This window comes from Fibrobacter sp. UBA3629, assembly GCF_002374005.1.
GTDB lineage: Bacteria > Fibrobacterota > Fibrobacteria > Fibrobacterales > Fibrobacteraceae > Fibrobacter.
The window spans coordinates 132,256-148,722 of sequence record NZ_DFLC01000012.1; the positions used below are offsets into that span (position 1 = coordinate 132,256).

General features: G+C 53.0%; 16 protein-coding genes. 9 read left to right on the forward strand and 7 right to left on the reverse strand.

Translation table 11 applies throughout. The features are described 5' to 3' along the window. Positions 1–2: 2 nt before the first annotated feature. Positions 3–647 (reverse strand): ABC transporter permease, encoded by a 645-nt coding sequence (locus B2310_RS04230; protein WP_290728923.1) that lies wholly within the window; start codon positions 645–647, stop codon positions 3–5. A 436-nt stretch (positions 648–1,083) separates the two neighbouring features. Here B2310_RS04230 and B2310_RS04235 point away from each other — a divergent pair, with 436 nt between their 5' ends. The 5 genes from B2310_RS04235 (at position 1,084) to B2310_RS04255 (ending at position 4,440) form a co-directional block, all read left to right on the forward strand. Then, positions 1,084–1,380 (forward strand): hypothetical protein, encoded by a 297-nt coding sequence (locus B2310_RS04235; RefSeq protein ID WP_290728925.1) that lies wholly within the window; start codon positions 1,084–1,086, stop codon positions 1,378–1,380. Next, positions 1,361–1,639 carry a hypothetical protein gene (locus tag B2310_RS04240; RefSeq protein ID WP_290728927.1) on the forward strand — a complete coding sequence of 93 codons (279 nt, stop codon included), beginning with the start codon at positions 1,361–1,363 and terminating at the stop codon, positions 1,637–1,639. Before B2310_RS04235 ends, B2310_RS04240 begins: the two co-directional genes overlap by 20 nt. A 107-nt stretch (positions 1,640–1,746) precedes the next feature. Continuing rightward, positions 1,747–1,953, forward strand: a complete 207-nt coding sequence (locus B2310_RS04245; RefSeq protein ID WP_290729092.1) for a TM2 domain-containing protein — start codon at positions 1,747–1,749, stop codon at positions 1,951–1,953. 251 nt (positions 1,954–2,204) lie between these two features. Then, on the forward strand, positions 2,205–3,329 hold the full coding sequence (locus tag B2310_RS04250) for a hypothetical protein (RefSeq protein ID WP_290728929.1): 1,125 nt from the start codon (positions 2,205–2,207) through the stop codon (positions 3,327–3,329). A 202-nt stretch (positions 3,330–3,531) separates the two neighbouring features. Beyond that, complete coding sequence (locus B2310_RS04255; protein ID WP_290728931.1) at positions 3,532–4,440, forward strand: hypothetical protein; 909 nt, start codon at positions 3,532–3,534, stop codon at positions 4,438–4,440. 37 nt (positions 4,441–4,477) lie between these two features. On the opposite strand, the gene B2310_RS04260 is transcribed toward B2310_RS04255, so the two are convergent. The 5 genes from B2310_RS04260 to B2310_RS04280 form a co-directional block, all read right to left on the reverse strand. Further along, positions 4,478–5,281 carry a hypothetical protein gene (locus B2310_RS04260; RefSeq protein ID WP_290728933.1) on the reverse strand — a complete coding sequence of 268 codons (804 nt, stop codon included), beginning with the start codon at positions 5,279–5,281 and terminating at the stop codon, positions 4,478–4,480. Between the two features lie 152 nt (positions 5,282–5,433). Next, positions 5,434–7,128: an energy-dependent translational throttle protein EttA gene (ettA, locus tag B2310_RS04265; protein ID WP_290728935.1), complete on the reverse strand. Its 1,695-nt coding sequence runs from the start codon at positions 7,126–7,128 to the stop codon at positions 5,434–5,436. An 86-nt stretch (positions 7,129–7,214) separates the two neighbouring features. After that, the gene (locus tag B2310_RS04270; protein WP_290728937.1) at positions 7,215–8,735 is read right to left on the reverse strand and encodes a family 16 glycosylhydrolase; all 1,521 of its coding nucleotides are present in this window, start codon (positions 8,733–8,735) and stop codon (positions 7,215–7,217) included. Positions 8,736–8,894: 159 nt separating this feature from the next. Next, on the reverse strand, positions 8,895–10,289 hold the full coding sequence (locus B2310_RS04275) for a tetratricopeptide repeat protein (RefSeq protein ID WP_290728939.1): 1,395 nt from the start codon (positions 10,287–10,289) through the stop codon (positions 8,895–8,897). Between the two features lie 23 nt (positions 10,290–10,312). Further along, positions 10,313–12,376 (reverse strand): pectate lyase family protein, encoded by a 2,064-nt coding sequence (locus B2310_RS04280; protein WP_290728941.1) that lies wholly within the window; start codon positions 12,374–12,376, stop codon positions 10,313–10,315. A gap of 330 nt (positions 12,377–12,706) precedes the next feature. Here B2310_RS04280 and B2310_RS04285 point away from each other — a divergent pair, with 330 nt between their 5' ends. From B2310_RS04285 to B2310_RS04300, 4 genes are read left to right on the forward strand one after another with little or no spacing between them, the layout of a single operon-like run. Further along, positions 12,707–13,885 carry a hypothetical protein gene (locus B2310_RS04285; protein ID WP_290728943.1) on the forward strand — a complete coding sequence of 393 codons (1,179 nt, stop codon included), beginning with the start codon at positions 12,707–12,709 and terminating at the stop codon, positions 13,883–13,885. Between the two features lie 12 nt (positions 13,886–13,897). Further along, entirely contained in the window at positions 13,898–14,452 is a 555-nt protein-coding gene (locus B2310_RS04290) for a hypothetical protein (RefSeq protein WP_290723126.1), read from the forward strand. A 23-nt stretch (positions 14,453–14,475) separates the two neighbouring features. After that, positions 14,476–15,837, forward strand: a complete 1,362-nt coding sequence (locus tag B2310_RS04295) for a hypothetical protein (RefSeq protein ID WP_290728945.1) — start codon at positions 14,476–14,478, stop codon at positions 15,835–15,837. A 15-nt stretch (positions 15,838–15,852) separates the two neighbouring features. Further along, on the forward strand, positions 15,853–16,077 hold the full coding sequence (locus B2310_RS04300; RefSeq protein WP_290723130.1) for a hypothetical protein: 225 nt from the start codon (positions 15,853–15,855) through the stop codon (positions 16,075–16,077). A gap of 56 nt (positions 16,078–16,133) precedes the next feature. Here B2310_RS04300 and B2310_RS04305 read toward each other — a convergent pair whose 3' ends face one another. After that, positions 16,134–16,460, reverse strand: coding sequence for a hypothetical protein (locus tag B2310_RS04305; protein WP_290728947.1), 327 nt, complete (start codon positions 16,458–16,460; stop codon positions 16,134–16,136). Between the last annotated feature and the right edge of the window lie 7 nt (positions 16,461–16,467).

Here is a 16,467-nt window from a genome sequence, read left to right on the forward strand (position 1 = left end):
AATTACATGCTCACGAACTTGCGCATGCTTAGGATAGCAGTGAGTACGCTGAGGGCCAGACTTACAAGCAACGTAACCGCGGGAATGAAAAGCCCGACCAGGAACGTCTCGTGGAAAACCTGCACCAGCAAGAGAAGCGGCACCACGACGAACAGCGAGAACTGCGTTGCCGCGCGGACCGTCTTTACGCGGAGGGAAAGCACCAGCGAGAACGATGTCGTGAGAAGCACAGCAGAGACGGCCCCGAGAATCGAGGCAATCGCCGCAGTCGATGGAATCTCGGGATGCGCCAACCAGTAGGCCACCTGCGCCAAGATAGCAAACAGCACCGGGAACGGGAGGATTGCCAGGAGCTTGCCCCAGAAAAGCTTTGCCGGAGCAATCGGAGAAAGCTGCAGGAGTTCGAGCGAATTGCGCTCGCGTTCACCCGCGAAAGAATCACCCGCAAGGGGCGAACCCATCGGGGCCATGAGGCAACCGAGCAGGAGCATCATGTAGCCTTCCATGCCCTGCATAATCTGCCCGCCGTAACGCGAAACCGCAATCGCCTGGCTCGCCGCGAGAATCACCGGCGGGATGATGAAGGGAACCCAAAAACGCGGGTCCCTAAAAATCAGGCGGATTTCGTGTCTAAAGACAAGGAGCATAATTTCGCGACTAAAAATACAATTATTCGTGCAAAGAGCGGGCTAACGTGCGCCAAAAACATTTGTTTTCGCTTGCGAAATTGGCAAGAACATTTCAAAGGAAGACCGCAGGGACTAACAGTCACAAGGGCTTCTTCCCGCCGCTCATCTCACAACCTGCAACAAAAAGCAACAAACGCTTGTTTGCTGGAGCCATCGTCATTGATTGACGAAGGCGCGCGCTCCGCTAAGCGAACACTGGAACGAAGTGATTGTGCGAGCGTGCGAAGTGCCGCCGAAGTCAACAACTTTTACAGATGTCATAATTTGACACCTTAAAAATCTATATTACGTCATACGGGGAGCATTGGCGACATCCCGCAAACAGCCAACAGGAAAATTTGCCAAAAAAAAACAAAATTTTCTGTCAAAACATATTGACTTTTGATTATAAAATATGTATATTATAGATATAAAAGTAAGGTTTGACGAAGAAAAAGCCAAAAAAGTGTTCGAAAAGCATGGCGTCATCATGGAAGATGTCAGGCAAGAAATACTTGCCGAGCGTTTTGACATGGACGATGTCGTAAACCAAGACGGACATCCTGGGCAAAAAATGTTTATTGTACTTGTAAACGGTTACGCCCATTGTGCTCCATTCGTCAAGGAACCTGACGGAACATATTTCCTCAAGACGGCATTCAAAAGCCACCTTTATCAGCGGAGGTACGAAAATGGCGAACTCAGAATTTGACCCGATGGACGAAGAAGAACGTATTCTCATGGAGGCAATTGAACGCGGTGACACAAGGCCTGTACCCAAAGAAGAACTTGAAGCAATCAAAGCAGAAATCCGAGGATCGGCCCACAACATCACCATCCGGATGAAGGATGCCGACATCGAAGGCATGAAGGCAAAGGCGGCCCGTCTCGGAACAAGCTACCAGACGCTCATCAACAGCCTTGTACATCGCTATCTAAACGGCGGCGTCACAATAAACGAGGCGTTTTAAATGATTCTTATATAGACGTCTTGTACTGCAGAATGCAATAGAAAAGAGTATATTAGAAAGGAAACGTCATTTCATTAGGGGTATTCTATGGATAAATTCACGTATCCATATACTCCAGAACAAAAGCATTCTTTCTATGCTTGTTTCTAGGTTTTCTAGGGATTCACAGATTTTACGAAGATAAATTTTGGACAGCATTACTGTGGATGTTTACACTTGGCTTGTTCGGAATAGGTTGGGTGGTCGACCTGATAATCATTCTCAATAAGCCTCGCTATTATGACTCGGACGGGAATGAGTATTATTATGATTAAGTAACGCAGGGAACTCCGGCAAGTTGACAAGATTATCCTCGTTTCTTATATTTTTATTATGAAGCCAAGAACGCGCAACACGCTTACCCCCCCATCAACTGCCCATTTGTGCAGTGATTTTAACAGTATAGTCAGCTTCATAGCATTTCATTCTTTTACATCGAAAGTTCTTCGTGTGCCCCCCCTCTTACGACGGGGGATTTTTCGTGTTTCAAACCCTATAGCGACCCTTTACGAGTCAAAGGAAAAATATGAAAATTCGCAAAAAAATTATTCAAGCATTGGTGGCGCTGGCGGTCATTATGCCGAGCGTAAGTTATAGCGCAGACGCGCAGAACGACATCAAGGACAAATGGATGGCCGAGGCAAAGGAAATCTTTGAGAAGCAGGATTCCACGACCTCCATTCTCGACAGATGCCGCGCTTTCTACTACGGATACCAGAGAGACGCCGAAGCCCAGCGCAACAAAGAAGTCGACTTCCGCCTTGTATATGCCGACCGTATGGTAACCAGCTGGAACCTACTGTTCGACGCGAAGGTGGGGGTCAAATATGAGGATTTCGAGAAAAGCAAAGAAGGTTTGTCCATTAAAGATCCTGCCGACAAGCTGACACTCGAAGCATGGGAATTTGTGAAAACTGAGGTTTACAACAAATTTCCCGGACGAAGCACAAAATACTGGTCGGAAATATACAAGCTCAACCAAAACTTAGACGTACCGCTGCCATTCCAAGACATTTCGGGCTACATCAAGGGTATGCTCGACAAGTCTGAACAATGCAAGAGCAACGAGTGCAAGCTCGTCTGTCTCTACCGTGTAATCGTCAACCGCGAGAAACACACCGTGGAATATCCGCAGGTAATCCCTAACGACGAAATTCTCTATACCGAGCGCATCAAGAATGGCGTAGCCGCATTGCCCGCCGACCTCCTCGCTAAAAACCCGCTACCCGTACTGCGTACCGCCGAGGAGCTCTTCAACAAGCGCATCTCCGACGCAGAAACTCACAAGCTGCCATTTGAGACGCCCAAGAAAAACCGCGACACCGCATTGGAAACACAAATCAAGAAACGCGTTCAGGCTGGCAGCCCCTCCGCCAAAATCAAGGCAGTGGCATTCGGATCCGACGCCACTGCATCGTGGTCCATCCACAGAAACGCATTTGACATACCCATCTCTCGCAGCAAGCAAGGCATCATCATTGTGGAATACCCCGGCAAGCCCGGACTCTATTTGGGCCATGGCCTCACCGCAACCCAGGCACACCAGGGCGGCGGGAAATACGGCAAGTCCGAGGTGAGCCTGGACAATTCGTTCATAATCTGCAAAGAAATGATTTTCGATTCGAATTGGATGCCGATCGATTTGAAATAATTGTCTTCAAAGCGCCAACGCCGCGTACTGCTTCAACGTGTTCCAGATGAAACACGTTGTTTCATAAATGCATCAAATAGCGAAAAATCCGCATCGAACGCACGATAAAGTTCCCCGATTCCGATAAATTTGCATCTTTAATTATATACATTAAGGTAGTTAGGATCGCAAAGTCCATGCGATTACGGGAAGGAGGAATACCATGTTCACGCTACGTTTTTTGTGGATTGCCGCAGCACTGTCCGCCATGTTCCTGGCTGGCTGCGGAACGCCCGTGTACAGGCAGGGGAACCTAACGCAAGGCATTTTCGAGACAAGCGTTCCCGAAAACTTCACCGGTGCAGGCAAGGAATTTGCAGCAGGCTCGTCTATCAAGGGGGTTTCACTTTCGTTCGACTACACGACGGAAGAAGAAATGAAAATGAAAAACGTCAAGAACGCGGAACTCAAAGAAGGCGATTACGACCCTCTAATCAGCGGAAGCGACGATGACAAAAAAATCATGTCCGAAACAAAAATAAAGAAGTTCAGCTACAAGCGAAACCGCTTTCCCGTCTCGGCAGCATTCACGCACCTTTTCAAGGCGAAAGACGAACTTGCATGGGGATATTCCATCGGCCTGGACCCGGGATTCTACGCTCGGGTCATCGGCGGAATCAACAAGAAGAATTTCGAAGTCGGTGCCTATTTCGATATCGAGTTCTATAACGTGGGCGACATTTCGTTCGATTATTACGAATGCAGCGCCCCCACTAAGGAAGGATGCAAGGACATAACCGAAGAGAAGCACCTTGAAGAAGAAAATGTCCGTCAAGGCCGTCTGGGCGCAGGCATCTTCACGTCGTTCTACGTGAACGGCCTAGCGATTTCTTACTCACCGCTGCTCTACGTGCCCACAATAGAACAGGAATACGAGCTGCAAGAGAACGACATGCACGGGAACACCTTACGCACGCGCGTCGACAACCCATTCATACTGAGCCAATACGCAGGCGTATCGAAGTGGATTGACGAGCACTGGAAAGTTTCTCTCGGGGCAACGGTCCTCAGCAGCCTCTATTTCAACGACTTCTACCTTACCGCCAACGCTTCGCTCGGATTCTGGTTCTAAAAAAAATTTCCGATGGCCATCGTTTTAGCGAATGCAATCAGTAAGAGCTCGACGAAGACTCTAGTGTCCGCGCACTCGACAACAAATCATGAACACTCATCGAACATGAAGATTCGGGCATGGGAGGCTTGCCCGGATCCGGCTCATACACAACTTCGTAAGTGCTATGCTTGGCGTAAGGCGCCGTGTAATCAATATACTTGATATTTTCAAGCTCAGATCCATAACTTATCGCGAAATCAGACCAGCAGAGACAATAGGTACTTGCCTGCACGTCAACAAATTTCATGACCAAGGTGTCCCCAGACATCGTCTTGGATAGGGTGCCTCCCTGCCTTCTACAGTTATCTACAACATAATACAGCGTGCCCGAGTATCTTCCGCTCGAATCCGGCTGCATATACGCTTTGGTGGCAAGCGGCGGCACTTCCCCAATAGGATAATCAGCAAAGCAATTCATTGACACCTGGACATCCAATTCCTGCGGCCCCGAAGACGAAGAAACGACTTCCACAGACGAACTAGAATTCACAGTAGTCGTATCGCCCGAATCCGAGCTCGAGGACTTCTCAACGACTACCGAAGACGACAGAGCTTTTTCTGATGAAGAAGATTTCTGTTCAGCTACAGAAGACGACGATTTCGCCTTTTCTTTTGATGATGACGACACATCCTTTGACGAGGAACTTTTCTGTTCAATCGATGACGAAGAAAGCGTTTCTTCTACAGAACTAGAACTGTCAAGTTCTGAATCTGCAGGATTTGAGGATGAAGGCGAATCATCGCCACAAGCAGCCAGCGCCATGGCAAGAGCCGAACTAAAGATAAATGATTTCTTCATGAGAACCTCTTTCTGTTTTCTTCCGTCCCCTATTAAATAATATAATCTTTTTTTCAACGCACTGCATGTAAAAAAAAAGACGCAAAGTAAAATTAATTATCTTCACTTATATGAAATGAGCAAAAATGGCGGCTCAACGGCCGCCTCTTTTATTACTGTCTCGTGAGCGTCTTGTACCTGATGGGCTTCGGATTATCGGCATCTTCGCCGAGGCGCTTCTTGCGGTCGGCTTCGTATTCGCTCCAGTTGCCTTCGAACCACACGACCTTGGAATCGCCTTCGTAAGCGAGGATGTGGGTTGCGATGCGGTCCAGGAACCAGCGGTCATGCGAGATAATCACAGCACAGCCCGCGAACTTGAGGATAGCCTGTTCCAAAGCCTGCAGCGTTTCGATATCCAAGTCGTTGGTCGGTTCGTCGAGGAACAACAGATTGCCCGGCTTCTGCAGGTTTTTCGCCATGAGCACGCGGTTGCGTTCACCGCCCGAAAGCGCCGTGAGCTTTTTCTGCTGGGCAGCACCCGTGAAGTTGAAGAGCCCACAATAGGCGCGGCCGTTCATCTTGCGGTCACCCACCATAATCTCGTCGTTGCCGCCGGTGATTTCTTCCCACACGGTCTTGCTGTCATCGAGGCTATCGCGGCCCTGTTCCATGCTGATGATTTCCACGGTCTCGCCAATCTTGAGCGTACCGCCATCGGGCTTTTCCTGGCCCATAATCATCTTGAACAACGTTGTCTTACCTGCACCATTCGGGCCGATAATGCCCACGATGCCGGAGCGCGGCAAGTTGAAGTTCAAGTCATCAAACAGCACCTTGTCGCCAAAGGCCTTCTGCAGGTGTTCCGCCTGGATAACGATATCGCCCAAGCGCTTGCCGTTCGCAATGTGAATCTGCGCCACCTTGATCTGTTCGCGGGAATCTTCGGCCAAGAGTTCCTCGTAAGCCTTGAGACGGGCCTTGCTCTTGGCCTGGCGCGCCTTCGGGCTCTGCTTGACCCATTCCTGTTCGCGGGCGAGGCGCTTCTGCCTGTCGGATTCGCCCTTCTCTTCGCCACGGAGGCGTTCCAGCTTCTGATCAAGCCACTGGGCGTAATTGCCTTCCCAGGGAATGCCGCGGCCGCGGTCGATTTCCAGAATCCAGTTCGTCACGTTGTCGAGGAAGTAACGGTCATGGGTCACGAGAATCACGGAGCCCTTGTATTCGCGGAGGTGGCGTTCGAGCCAAGCAACCGTTTCGGCATCCAGGTGGTTCGTCGGTTCGTCAAGGAGCAGCAAATCCGGTTCTTCGAGGAGCAAGCGGCAAAGGGCCACGCGGCGTTTTTCACCACCAGAGAGGTTCGTCACCGGCCAGTCACCCGGCGGGCAACGGAGAGCGTCCATCGCAATTTCGATATTGCGGTCGAGGCTCCACAAATCCTGCGCGTCGATGATGTCCTGAAGCTTCGCCTGTTCGTCGAGGAGCTTGTTCATCTCGTCGTCTTCCATGGGTTCGGCGAACTTCATGGAAATCTCGTTGAAGCGATCGAGCACGGCCTGCTTCTTGGCCACGGCCTGCATCACGTTTTCCTTGACGGTGAGGTTCGGGTCCAGCTGCGGTTCCTGCGGCAGGTAGCCTGCGGTACGGCCCGGTTCAATCCAGGCTTCACCCTGGAATTCCTTGTCGATGCCCGCCATAATGCGGAGGAGCGTCGACTTACCGGCACCGTTCTGGCCGATGATGCCAATCTTTGCGCCGTAGTAGAAACTGAGTGAAATATCCTTCAGCACCTCCTTGTTAGGCGGGTACGACTTGGTCATCTTGTACATGTAGAAAACGAATTTTTCTGCTTTATTCTGTTCGGCCATAAAAGGTTCCAGTTTGTTTATGGACTCTACGTCCAAGGTGATACGCTATATTTTTTCAATATAGCTTTTTCACGCAACGCCGTTCTTTACTTTTTGAACCGGACAATATCGGTGCGGTTTCCATTGCGGGCAACTACATGGTAGATTCCCGGGGCAAGGCCCTGCACATCGAAAACCGCCGAGCGCACCGCCTGCCTACGCATGACCTCGCGCCCCTGCAGGTCAAGGATGCGCACCGTCGCACCATCAATAAACGTGCTTCCGAGTTCTACAAACAGATGGCTGTCGGCGTAATGGACCGAAGTTCCGTACACGCTTGCGAAATCACCCAGCGCAGTCGTACCCGTGTCGGTTTTCGCCGTATCTTCCTTCGTCGGAATCTTGTCGTCCTTGCCCACCAGGCGCCACATCTGGTTCCATTCCCAGTCGTCGGCCCAGCTCTGCACCACGCGCTCGCCGTCCGTCGTCGCGCGCAGGTACATGTTGCTGTGCTGCATCTTCATGCGCACCACGGAGCCCTCGTAACCGGACTGCTTTTCCATCACCACCTTCTGGTGGGCGCCCCCATTCCACTTGTAAAGACCCATCGTGATGCCCGCATCCGTAGACTCGTTCGGGGTATCGAGAGAGATGTCGCCGAAGTTGATGCGGAACGTCGTCGAAGAAAGCGGCGTAACCGTCGCAACAGCATTCTCGCCATTGCAATCGCCCAGCGCAAGCTTGTCTTCGGATGTACGCACCATGCACGTGCCAAAATTCATCGACATGATGCGCACCGTATCGGGTTTCGCGGGTTTGGCCTGCCAAACGCGCACCCAGTCAGCCTCGAAATACGCCGGCTTGTCGGAGGTAATCTCGATATCGTCGCCCGCCCAGCCACCGATGGCGAGGTTCACGATGATGTACTGAGCCGCAAGCTGCTTGATTTCGGTCGGGCGCGTGTAACTTGCAAACCGCTTGTCGTCAAAGTAAAAACTGAGGGTCGACTCGTCCCATTCCACGCCGTAGTTGTGAAACCCCGCAGAACGGTCCACGTCATCGTCCTTGTGTCCGCCGAAGGACGCCTCGTGATCCCATGCAGAGCCGTGACTGCTATACCAGCTCGGGTCAGTGTAGTGCAGGTAGTAGTGGTGCTGCTTGCGCGACGCAGGAATTTCGAGAATGTCGATTTCCGGAGGCCAGCCGTCCTGCAATGTCCAGAACGCGGGCCACGTTCCCTTCTGCCACGGGGCCTTGAAGCGGCCCTCGATGTAGCCGTACTTGACTTCGAAGTGACCCTTAGTATCGATAGCGCCCGAGGTGTAGTCCACCGGGATTTCCTTGTTGTTGAACTTCGCCTTTTTTCCGTTGGCATTAGGGTGAACTTTCTTTTCGCCCTTCAGCTTGAGCGTACCATCGGAGACAATCACGTTCTCTTCGGCGCAGTAGGCGCGATGGTTGTGCGTCGGGCCCCAGTTGTACGTGGGGTTCCACTTTTTTTTGTCAAGAGAAGTACCGTCGAAGTTGTCCTCGAACACCTTCTCCCAGCCGCTGAAGTTCGCCGGCGGGTCAGCAAAGGCAAGCGTTACTGCAACCGCACCCGCGAGAACCAGGAATTTTCTTTTCATATCCTAAACCAACCTCATCCAAAGTTTATTTCCGACATCCCACCTTTTATTACCTCGCTTAATCTATACTCTTTTGTACAAAAACGCAATAGAGAGCCCCCGCACAAACGCAAAAACGCCCCGATTTCGGGGCATTTTCTAGAAAAATTTTACAAACGTTTATCGCATGCGGCGCGGGAGCTCGGACGCATGCTTCTGGAGCCACACGGCATCTTCGAGAGCGCGTTCGGCCTCGGTAGCCCAGTCGGAATCCGGGAACTGCTGCACGACGTCGCGGTAGCGCTGCGCCGCGCTGTTGAAGTCGCGCAGTTCGCGGTAGATATTGCCCATCTGGAGCATGGCGAAGTAGCGTTCGTCCGGAGAAATTTCCGTATTGAGCAGAGCCTTGTACATCTGGAGAGCCGCTTCGAAACTACCCGCCTTGAAGAGCAGGTTCGCATTCGCGATGGAATTACCGTCGGACGCGGGCGCCGTAGAAGCCTCGGGGGCGGATGCCGTCGCGGGGGCCGCGGCAGGTGCGGCGGCCACGGGTTCCACGGCACCAGCCTTCGCAATGGAATCCTTCTTCTCGGCTTCCACAACCTTCAGCGAATCGGCGACAGCCTTCATCTCGGCAAGTCGGTCCTCGGCAGGGCGGCGGAACTTCGCATCGGGAGCGGCCTTCTTCAGGTACGCCGCCAGGGATTTCTTTTCGAGGTCGCCACGCTTGGTCTTCTGGTAGACAAGCGCAAGATAGTAGTTGGCGTCGTTGCCCTCTTCCTTGTACTCGATACCCTTCTTCAGGTTGATTTCTGCCTTGTCGTATTCGCCCATGTAGTAGCGCGTGACACCGGCATAGAAATAGGCACCCTTGTCGCCGGGCTTCTTGGCAAGCACTTCGCGCCAGAGCGGAGCCGCCTCGCTGTATTTCCCGGCAGCGAGCAGGACCTTGCCCTTCTCGAACGGGTCGGTCGGCGTCGCAGCCTCGCCCTTCGCGGGTTCCACCGGTTTGGCCTCAGGAGTGGCCTTTGCCGGTTCGGCGGCCTTTACAGGTTCGGCCGGCTTCACGGGCTCAGCCGTTTTCATCGGCTCGGCGGCCTTCGTTTCGGGAGCCTTGGTCTCGACCGGGGCAGGTTTCGGTTCGGCGGGTTTCGCCTCCACAACCGGTTCGGCAGGCGCTGCAGGAGCTTCCGCATGCTGCACAGGCGCTTCTTCCACAGGTCTGTTCTTCGGGTCCTTCAGGCGTTCCTCGTCGGCCTTCGCCTTCTGCCCCATGAGTTCGTAGACTTTCGCGGCACCCTCGTAGGCCTTGCTCATCGTGGGCGCAAACTTGTACGCGAGGCGGTAGTTGGCAAGCGCACGGCTATAGTTCTTCGTCTTGACGTAGACTTCCGCAGCGAGGAAGTAGGCCTCGGAATTCTGGGGCTGTTCCGCAAGGATCGCCCTGTATTCACCGAGAGCCATTTCGTATTCACCCTTCGCCTCGAAAATTGCCCCCTGTTCTATGCGGGGGTCAGCGGCAAAGGCGGCGCCAAACGCGAGCGCCAACATGACAGCAGATACACGAATATTCATGCATAAAATTTAATAAAAATCCACTACGGGGCAGACTTGAAAATCTTCATTTGACGCACAGAGCCCGCCATCGTAAGCCGTACCACATACACTCCCGCACGCAGGCCCGAAAGGTCGACCACGCGGGAGGCGCTGGAGAGCACCTTCGTGCCGTCCATCTGCAAGACATCTACACGGGACGGGCCCGCCGCATAGACTTCCAGGCGGGATTCGCGGGCAATATAGCGCATGGGCTCACCATGCAGGGATTTCGAGACCACGAGAGCGTCCGTACCATCCGAGGATTCCGCACTCGACGAGCTTTCCGCTTTTTCGGACGAAGAAGATTCCTCGGACGAGGAACTCGACTTCTCGGAACTGCTGGACAGATCCTCGACCGGTGCCGAGGATGACGAAGAAGCGGGAGTCGAGGATGACGAAGAAACCGGCACAACATTCCCGTTCCAGCCCTTGTACGCCACGAGCGCATCCTTGAGCGGCTGGTTCACATCAGAAGAAGCATCATCAACAGAATTGTCGAAAATCCACTTGAAATCGCCACCCTGCACACGGCCCGCATACCGGACAACGTTGTCCCTAGCCGTTACGGCATCGTCCGCCTTGTAGCTGTACATCACGGAGTTGTCGGTATCGAAGTTGTTGTAGGTGTTTGCGCCGTCATACGACTTGACCGTAGAAGGCACCTTCGCGCTGCGGCTATCCACAACGTACGCATCGAAATCCTCGGAGGTATTGATTCCCTGGCTTGCCGCCGTCGTTTCTACCCCCTTTACCTTGTACGAGGTCGCGCCATACGGAATGAACGTGTAGGAACCTTCAAAATGGTTGCCGTAAGCCTTGATGGTACCGCCCGCTTCCTTGCTGAACGTGCCGTTGTTCGTCGGGTCGCGCTTGGTGCCGCTCGCATACACGTCCGTCCCCTGCATCGAGGTGAGCATCGGGTACTTGCAGTTACGGAAGTAGTTGTTTTCCATGAATACCGAGGAACCCAGCGTAGAGCCCGCGCCATACTTCGCATTGCCGTCGTAGTAGTTGTTGTACACGTGGGCGCTGTAGTAGCGCACGCGCGGATGGCGGCTGTCGGAATGGTCGTACCAGTTATGGTGATACGTGATGTAGTAGCCATCGTTCGTACCTTCCTTAAGGCCAAGCAAGTTCGACTTGCCGTTGTCCCAGAAATGGTTATAGCTGAACGTAATGTACGTGGAAAGTTTGCAGTCAAGCGCGCCATCGCCCTTCACCTGGTCCTTGTCGCTGCCCGCATCGCCGTAGAAGAAGTCGCAGTTGTGCACCCACACGTACTGGTTGTTCTGCTGCAGGCCAACGTTGTCGCCTTCATCGCTGTTCACGTTCATGATTCCGAGATTACGGATTTCCACGTTCTGCGCGTTCTTGACGCGAATTCCCCAGCCGTTCACCGTCGCGTCGGGCCCGACACCTTCCACCGTTACGTAGGAGTTTTCGGACTTGCCGAGGTCAATCACCATGTCGCCCTGCACAAGCGAATCCGAATCCGTCACGTTGCCGACAAGGCGCAGGTCGAGCGGAGTCGTCTCGTAGCCCTTCTTGTAGCAGTTCAATATGCCCTGGAAGCTCTTGCAAGTTGTCTTTGTACCCTTTGAACTTGTAGCCACGTCCATCGTCACGGTATTCTTGGTGCTTTCGGTAATGTAGAGCACCACGGCGCCATCCTTGAGCGTGCCATCGGCCTTGTACGCACCGGGAACGCGCCCGTTAGCAAAAGCAAAACCGCTGCGGTCGTGCGCCTTTACCGAAAGCGTCTTTGTAGTGGCAGAAGCGCCTTCCTTGCCGCTCTTCACGCCCACAATCTTGAGCGTGTAGTCGCCCGCCTTGAGTCCCGGAACGTCTACGCGCCAGGTGGAGCCGTACTTGCGGACAAGTTCCGCATCGACCTTAACATTGCTCTTGCCATTACCCGAGTAATACACGTTGTAACTGTCGGAGCCGTCCGACGCCCACTGGGCATAGGCAGATTCGAGCCAGCCACCGGCATCGCCGAGGGTCACCTGAGCACCCGCCACGGCCACCAAACCGAGGCAAGAAATAGCCATAACCAAACATTTCATACATCCATCCCTTTTTCGGGAACACCGCGAAGACATTCCGCTATTTGTTCTCAAATTGTCTCTCAAAAATATAATTCATTTTCAGCATAACTTGCAATTATTTTCTCTATTTTTAAGTAATTTTACAAAAATACGTTCTCAAAATTTTATAAAAATATCATTTTCAACGCAGATTTTGCGTAGAATATTGTAAAAAACACGGAAAGTCATGATACAAAAGCCAACAAAAAACAACGCTTATTCCGGAAGTCGCCCCCTTTTTCACGCCTATTTTTTATTCTTGTAGAAAATCAATTTGGAAAAAAGATGAAGTCTAGATTACTTTTGACAATGTTGTCCCTACTTTTTGCAACAACATTTGCAGAAAACGCACCGGACACAGCCAATTTCGATATTCTTCACGGAAGCGCCTACTACTATTCCGTAAATGCGCCGAGTGAAGCCCCTTCCACACTAAGAAACCTCTACACCCCGCACCTCATGTTCGGGCACAACCTCGCCTCCATCAACCTCAACGTGAACACCGGCGGCATCGCAAGCTACGCCTCCGGCAGCCACACCTCCTATATCGCCCTCCAGGGCAGAGAGGCCATGTTCGGCATCGCTACCAAGACCTTCGGCCTGGGCTTTGGGCTCATCATCGACGAAAAAGTGGACCTTTCCAGCGAAAAGGACGCCTACCACAAGGACGAATCCACAGAAATCGTCAGCAAGAACGCGCTCTCCCTCCGTTTCTCCATGCCCCTGCAATCAGTCGACTTCTTGGCGTTCTTGAGATTCACGCAAGGCGTCGATTCCGTTGCCATAAATGAGTACGCCGACAGCGAAGGCAAGAACAACCTGGATTACCACAGAAACAACTACGAAATTTCCGGTTCGCTGAGCCTCACAAACCGGCCTTCCGCCAAAAACTTTTTCTGGAGCTCCGGCATAGGCGCAACCCGCAACAACAGGACAAGGGAGACGACCTACAAAAGCACAATCGACCCCGACGACAACTACCACAACCAGACCAACGCACAGGACAGCTACATCTATGCGAACCTCTTCTACAACTTCAGCAGCATCGTCCTGAAATCGAAGAACGCGCGTCTCCATGTCGGCAACAACGCCCGCCTCTACGCCACCCTCTACGACCAGGTCGAAGACAAGGATAGCCATCGCAAGGACTTCTACGTAACCGGATCGCTCATTCTCACTCCCAACATACTCGCCGAATACGCATTCAACGAGAACTGGATGTTCTGGGGTGCGGCAAGCTACACCTGGACCACCTCCGGCAACCACGAAGACTACATCGAATACTGGAAAGACGAAAACGAAACGAAGAACAAATTTACGCGATTCTCCACCAATACCGGTGCAGTCGACGTGAGCACGGGACTCCTTTTCAAGTACAAGAAGCTGACTCTTGAAGCGGGAGTCGCCTCCAATTTATTCAGCAACCCCTTCAGGGGCTTCAGCGGCAACAACGTCCAGTACAACTTTACCGGGATTGTCGAATTTTAATCGGGAGAAAACATGAAAAAGACGCTATTCCTTTCTCTGCTCTTGATTCTAGCCCTTATTGTCGCGTGCACCTCGGACTCCGCCATCACAGGGCCGCACAACAGTTCCACCCCGCATGACAGCGCATACGTCTATTCCAGCAGCTCGAAGAAGGCCTCCAGCAGCAGCAAGGCCATCGAGAGTTCTTCCAGCGCAAAGTCCTCGTCCAGTGAAGACGACGAAATTTCCAGCAGCTCCGCAAGGTCGAGTTCTTCCGTAGCATCGAGTTCCAGCGAAGACGACGAGGAAAGTTCCTCCAGCGCCGAAGAAGAATCGAGCTCCAGCGAAGACGACGAAGAAAGCTCTTCCAGCGCCGAAGAGGAATCGAGTTCCAGCGAAGATAACGAGGAAAGTTCTTCCAGCGCCGATGAAGAATCGAGCTCCAGCGAAGCCGGAGAAGAAAGCTCATCAAGCGAAGAGGATCCGGGTTCCAGCAGTTCGGCGGAGCCGTCATCCTCGACATCAAACGAGGAGACCTCCAGTTCGTCGGACGACGTGGGAAACTCTTCTAGCAGCGAAAAAGTTTAAGAAACAATAACAAAGGACAAGCAATGAATATCAAACTGATTACCTTGACTGCGGCAGTCGCCTTCGCAACCGCCATGGCTCAGGATTCCAGCGAAGACACAAGCGCAGCCCCGCAGGCAGAACCTGCCGTGGAAGCTCCGGCGCCCGCACCAGCCCCCGCTCCCGCCCCCGCTCCCGCCGCCCCGGCTCCGGCAGCCACTGCGCCTACCACCGCACAGGCGACCGATTCCACCACGGAAACTCCGAAGGCAAACCGTATCCACGGCATCGCCTACAACAGGGTCGGCAACCAGGCCGCAGACGCAACAATCCGTGACAACCTGAACAAGCCCTACAAGATGGCCGGCGCCAAGCTTGTCTATATGGAACCCACGAGCAACTTCAGCGCAGTCGCCTTTGGCAACGGCAACACCAAGTTCCTCTCGTTCGATATGGAACAGGGGCTGGGCCTTGCCACCGCGGGTATCGCCAACGGCATGATGGGTATCTCCTTGAGCTACGCCCTGAGCAAGCAGATTACCTTTACCAAGAGCAAGGACGCCTACGAAATGGAAACCGAGGACACCTACACGGTCAACGCGGGTGACATCCTCCGCCTCCGCTTCGCCATGCTCCTCGGCGCCATCGACCTGAACGCATCCGTCTTCTGGCTCACCTACCAGAACGAAACGTCCACTAGCGAAGAATACAAGGACGCCGACACCAAGAGATCTACCGACATCGACCGCGACTACTGGGATATCGGCGGAAACGTGTTCGTGAGCAACGACCCCTCCGCCAAGGGCATCTTCTGGAACGCGGGCGTGAACTTCACCCGCCACGAAAGCGCCTACGAAAGGGAAGCAAAGAACGGCAACTCCACGTCCACCACCGAAACGACCGGGGAAGACGCGAACATCTACATCCAGCCGTCCATCAACATCGGCGCAAGCATCCTCCAGAACAAGTTCGCCAGGGTGCTTCTCGGCATCTACGCCCGCGCACCCTTCGTCTTCTACGATGAATTCGAAGACGAAACGAACAAGAACAAGGATTCCTACTTCACCATGGGAATCTACGCCGTACCCAACATCTTTGCCGAACTTAGGCTCGGCAACTGCTGGAAGGTATTTGCAGGCGCGAACTTCAACTGGACCGTATTCGCCATGGAAGACGAAGAGTTCATCACCGACTACAACGACGAACTCGACATCGTGAAGAACAACACGACAAACATCAGCATGCGCACGGGAACGACGAACGTGGATATCGGAGCCCGCTTCCAATACAGCAACTTCGCCGTGGAAGCCTCCATCGCCAATACGTTCTACTCGAATCCGTTCGGCGGGTTCGCGGATGAAAACTTCAACTTCATTGCCAACTTCGGCGGGTTCATCTACTTCTAACAGGGAGGCATCATCATGAAAAAAACATTTGCCATTCTTCTTGCGTCCTTAGCAGCAGTCGTCCTTTCTGCATGCTCCGCCGCAGACGACAGCACGATAACCTCCCCGCGCATGGGTAAAATTGCGAACGACATCTGTCCCAACCCCACCGCCATTACGGTCACCGCCTCGTACACCACCATCAAGTGTGACGACGGAACCACGTACAAGTGCGATGATCTCGGCTGCGAGAAGGATTAATTTATTATAACCCTACGGCAAGCACAGTTTGCCACGCGCCCGAAAGGGCGCGTTTTTTATAGTTTTTCAAGCTGGGCGTACAGGTCGTAAAGCCTCTGCACCCCGTTCTCGAGTCCGAAGTAATGCCTTATGTAGGGCACGAGAAGCACAAGGAACATCACGTCGAGGCAAAACACGGCAAGTGCGGGGTTAGAGACGAAGAAAAAGAAACCGCCGACCGTCAACAGCGCAAACAGCACCAGGACAATTTCGTGCGCAAGCCTCTCGTGCTGGAAGAATCCGATATGCGTACGTACCGACAGCAGCTGCGCTTCCGTCAGCGGGGTACCTTCTGTGACAAGGTCCTGGAGCGATTTTTCGTAGTCGGAGAGTTTCTTGAGCATGGCGAAT

Excerpts from the sequence above, each read along its gene's own strand:
- B2310_RS04230 (WP_290728923.1), bottom strand. The coding sequence starts at position 647 with ATGCTCCTTGTCTTTAGACACGAAATCCGCCTGATTTTTAGGGACCCG.
- B2310_RS04235 (WP_290728925.1), top strand. The coding sequence starts at position 1,084 with ATGTATATTATAGATATAAAAGTAAGGTTTGACGAAGAAAAAGCCAAA.
- B2310_RS04240 (WP_290728927.1), top strand. The coding sequence starts at position 1,361 with ATGGCGAACTCAGAATTTGACCCGATGGACGAAGAAGAACGTATTCTC.
- B2310_RS04250 (WP_290728929.1), top strand. The coding sequence starts at position 2,205 with ATGAAAATTCGCAAAAAAATTATTCAAGCATTGGTGGCGCTGGCGGTC.
- B2310_RS04255 (WP_290728931.1), top strand. The coding sequence starts at position 3,532 with ATGTTCACGCTACGTTTTTTGTGGATTGCCGCAGCACTGTCCGCCATG.
- B2310_RS04260 (WP_290728933.1), bottom strand. The coding sequence starts at position 5,281 with ATGAAGAAATCATTTATCTTTAGTTCGGCTCTTGCCATGGCGCTGGCT.
- ettA (WP_290728935.1), bottom strand. The coding sequence starts at position 7,128 with ATGGCCGAACAGAATAAAGCAGAAAAATTCGTTTTCTACATGTACAAG.
- B2310_RS04270 (WP_290728937.1), bottom strand. The coding sequence starts at position 8,735 with ATGAAAAGAAAATTCCTGGTTCTCGCGGGTGCGGTTGCAGTAACGCTT.
- B2310_RS04275 (WP_290728939.1), bottom strand. The coding sequence starts at position 10,289 with ATGAATATTCGTGTATCTGCTGTCATGTTGGCGCTCGCGTTTGGCGCC.
- B2310_RS04280 (WP_290728941.1), bottom strand. The coding sequence starts at position 12,376 with ATGAAATGTTTGGTTATGGCTATTTCTTGCCTCGGTTTGGTGGCCGTG.
- B2310_RS04285 (WP_290728943.1), top strand. The coding sequence starts at position 12,707 with ATGTTGTCCCTACTTTTTGCAACAACATTTGCAGAAAACGCACCGGAC.
- B2310_RS04290 (WP_290723126.1), top strand. The coding sequence starts at position 13,898 with ATGAAAAAGACGCTATTCCTTTCTCTGCTCTTGATTCTAGCCCTTATT.
- B2310_RS04295 (WP_290728945.1), top strand. The coding sequence starts at position 14,476 with ATGAATATCAAACTGATTACCTTGACTGCGGCAGTCGCCTTCGCAACC.
- B2310_RS04300 (WP_290723130.1), top strand. The coding sequence starts at position 15,853 with ATGAAAAAAACATTTGCCATTCTTCTTGCGTCCTTAGCAGCAGTCGTC.
- B2310_RS04305 (WP_290728947.1), bottom strand. The coding sequence starts at position 16,460 with ATGCTCAAGAAACTCTCCGACTACGAAAAATCGCTCCAGGACCTTGTC.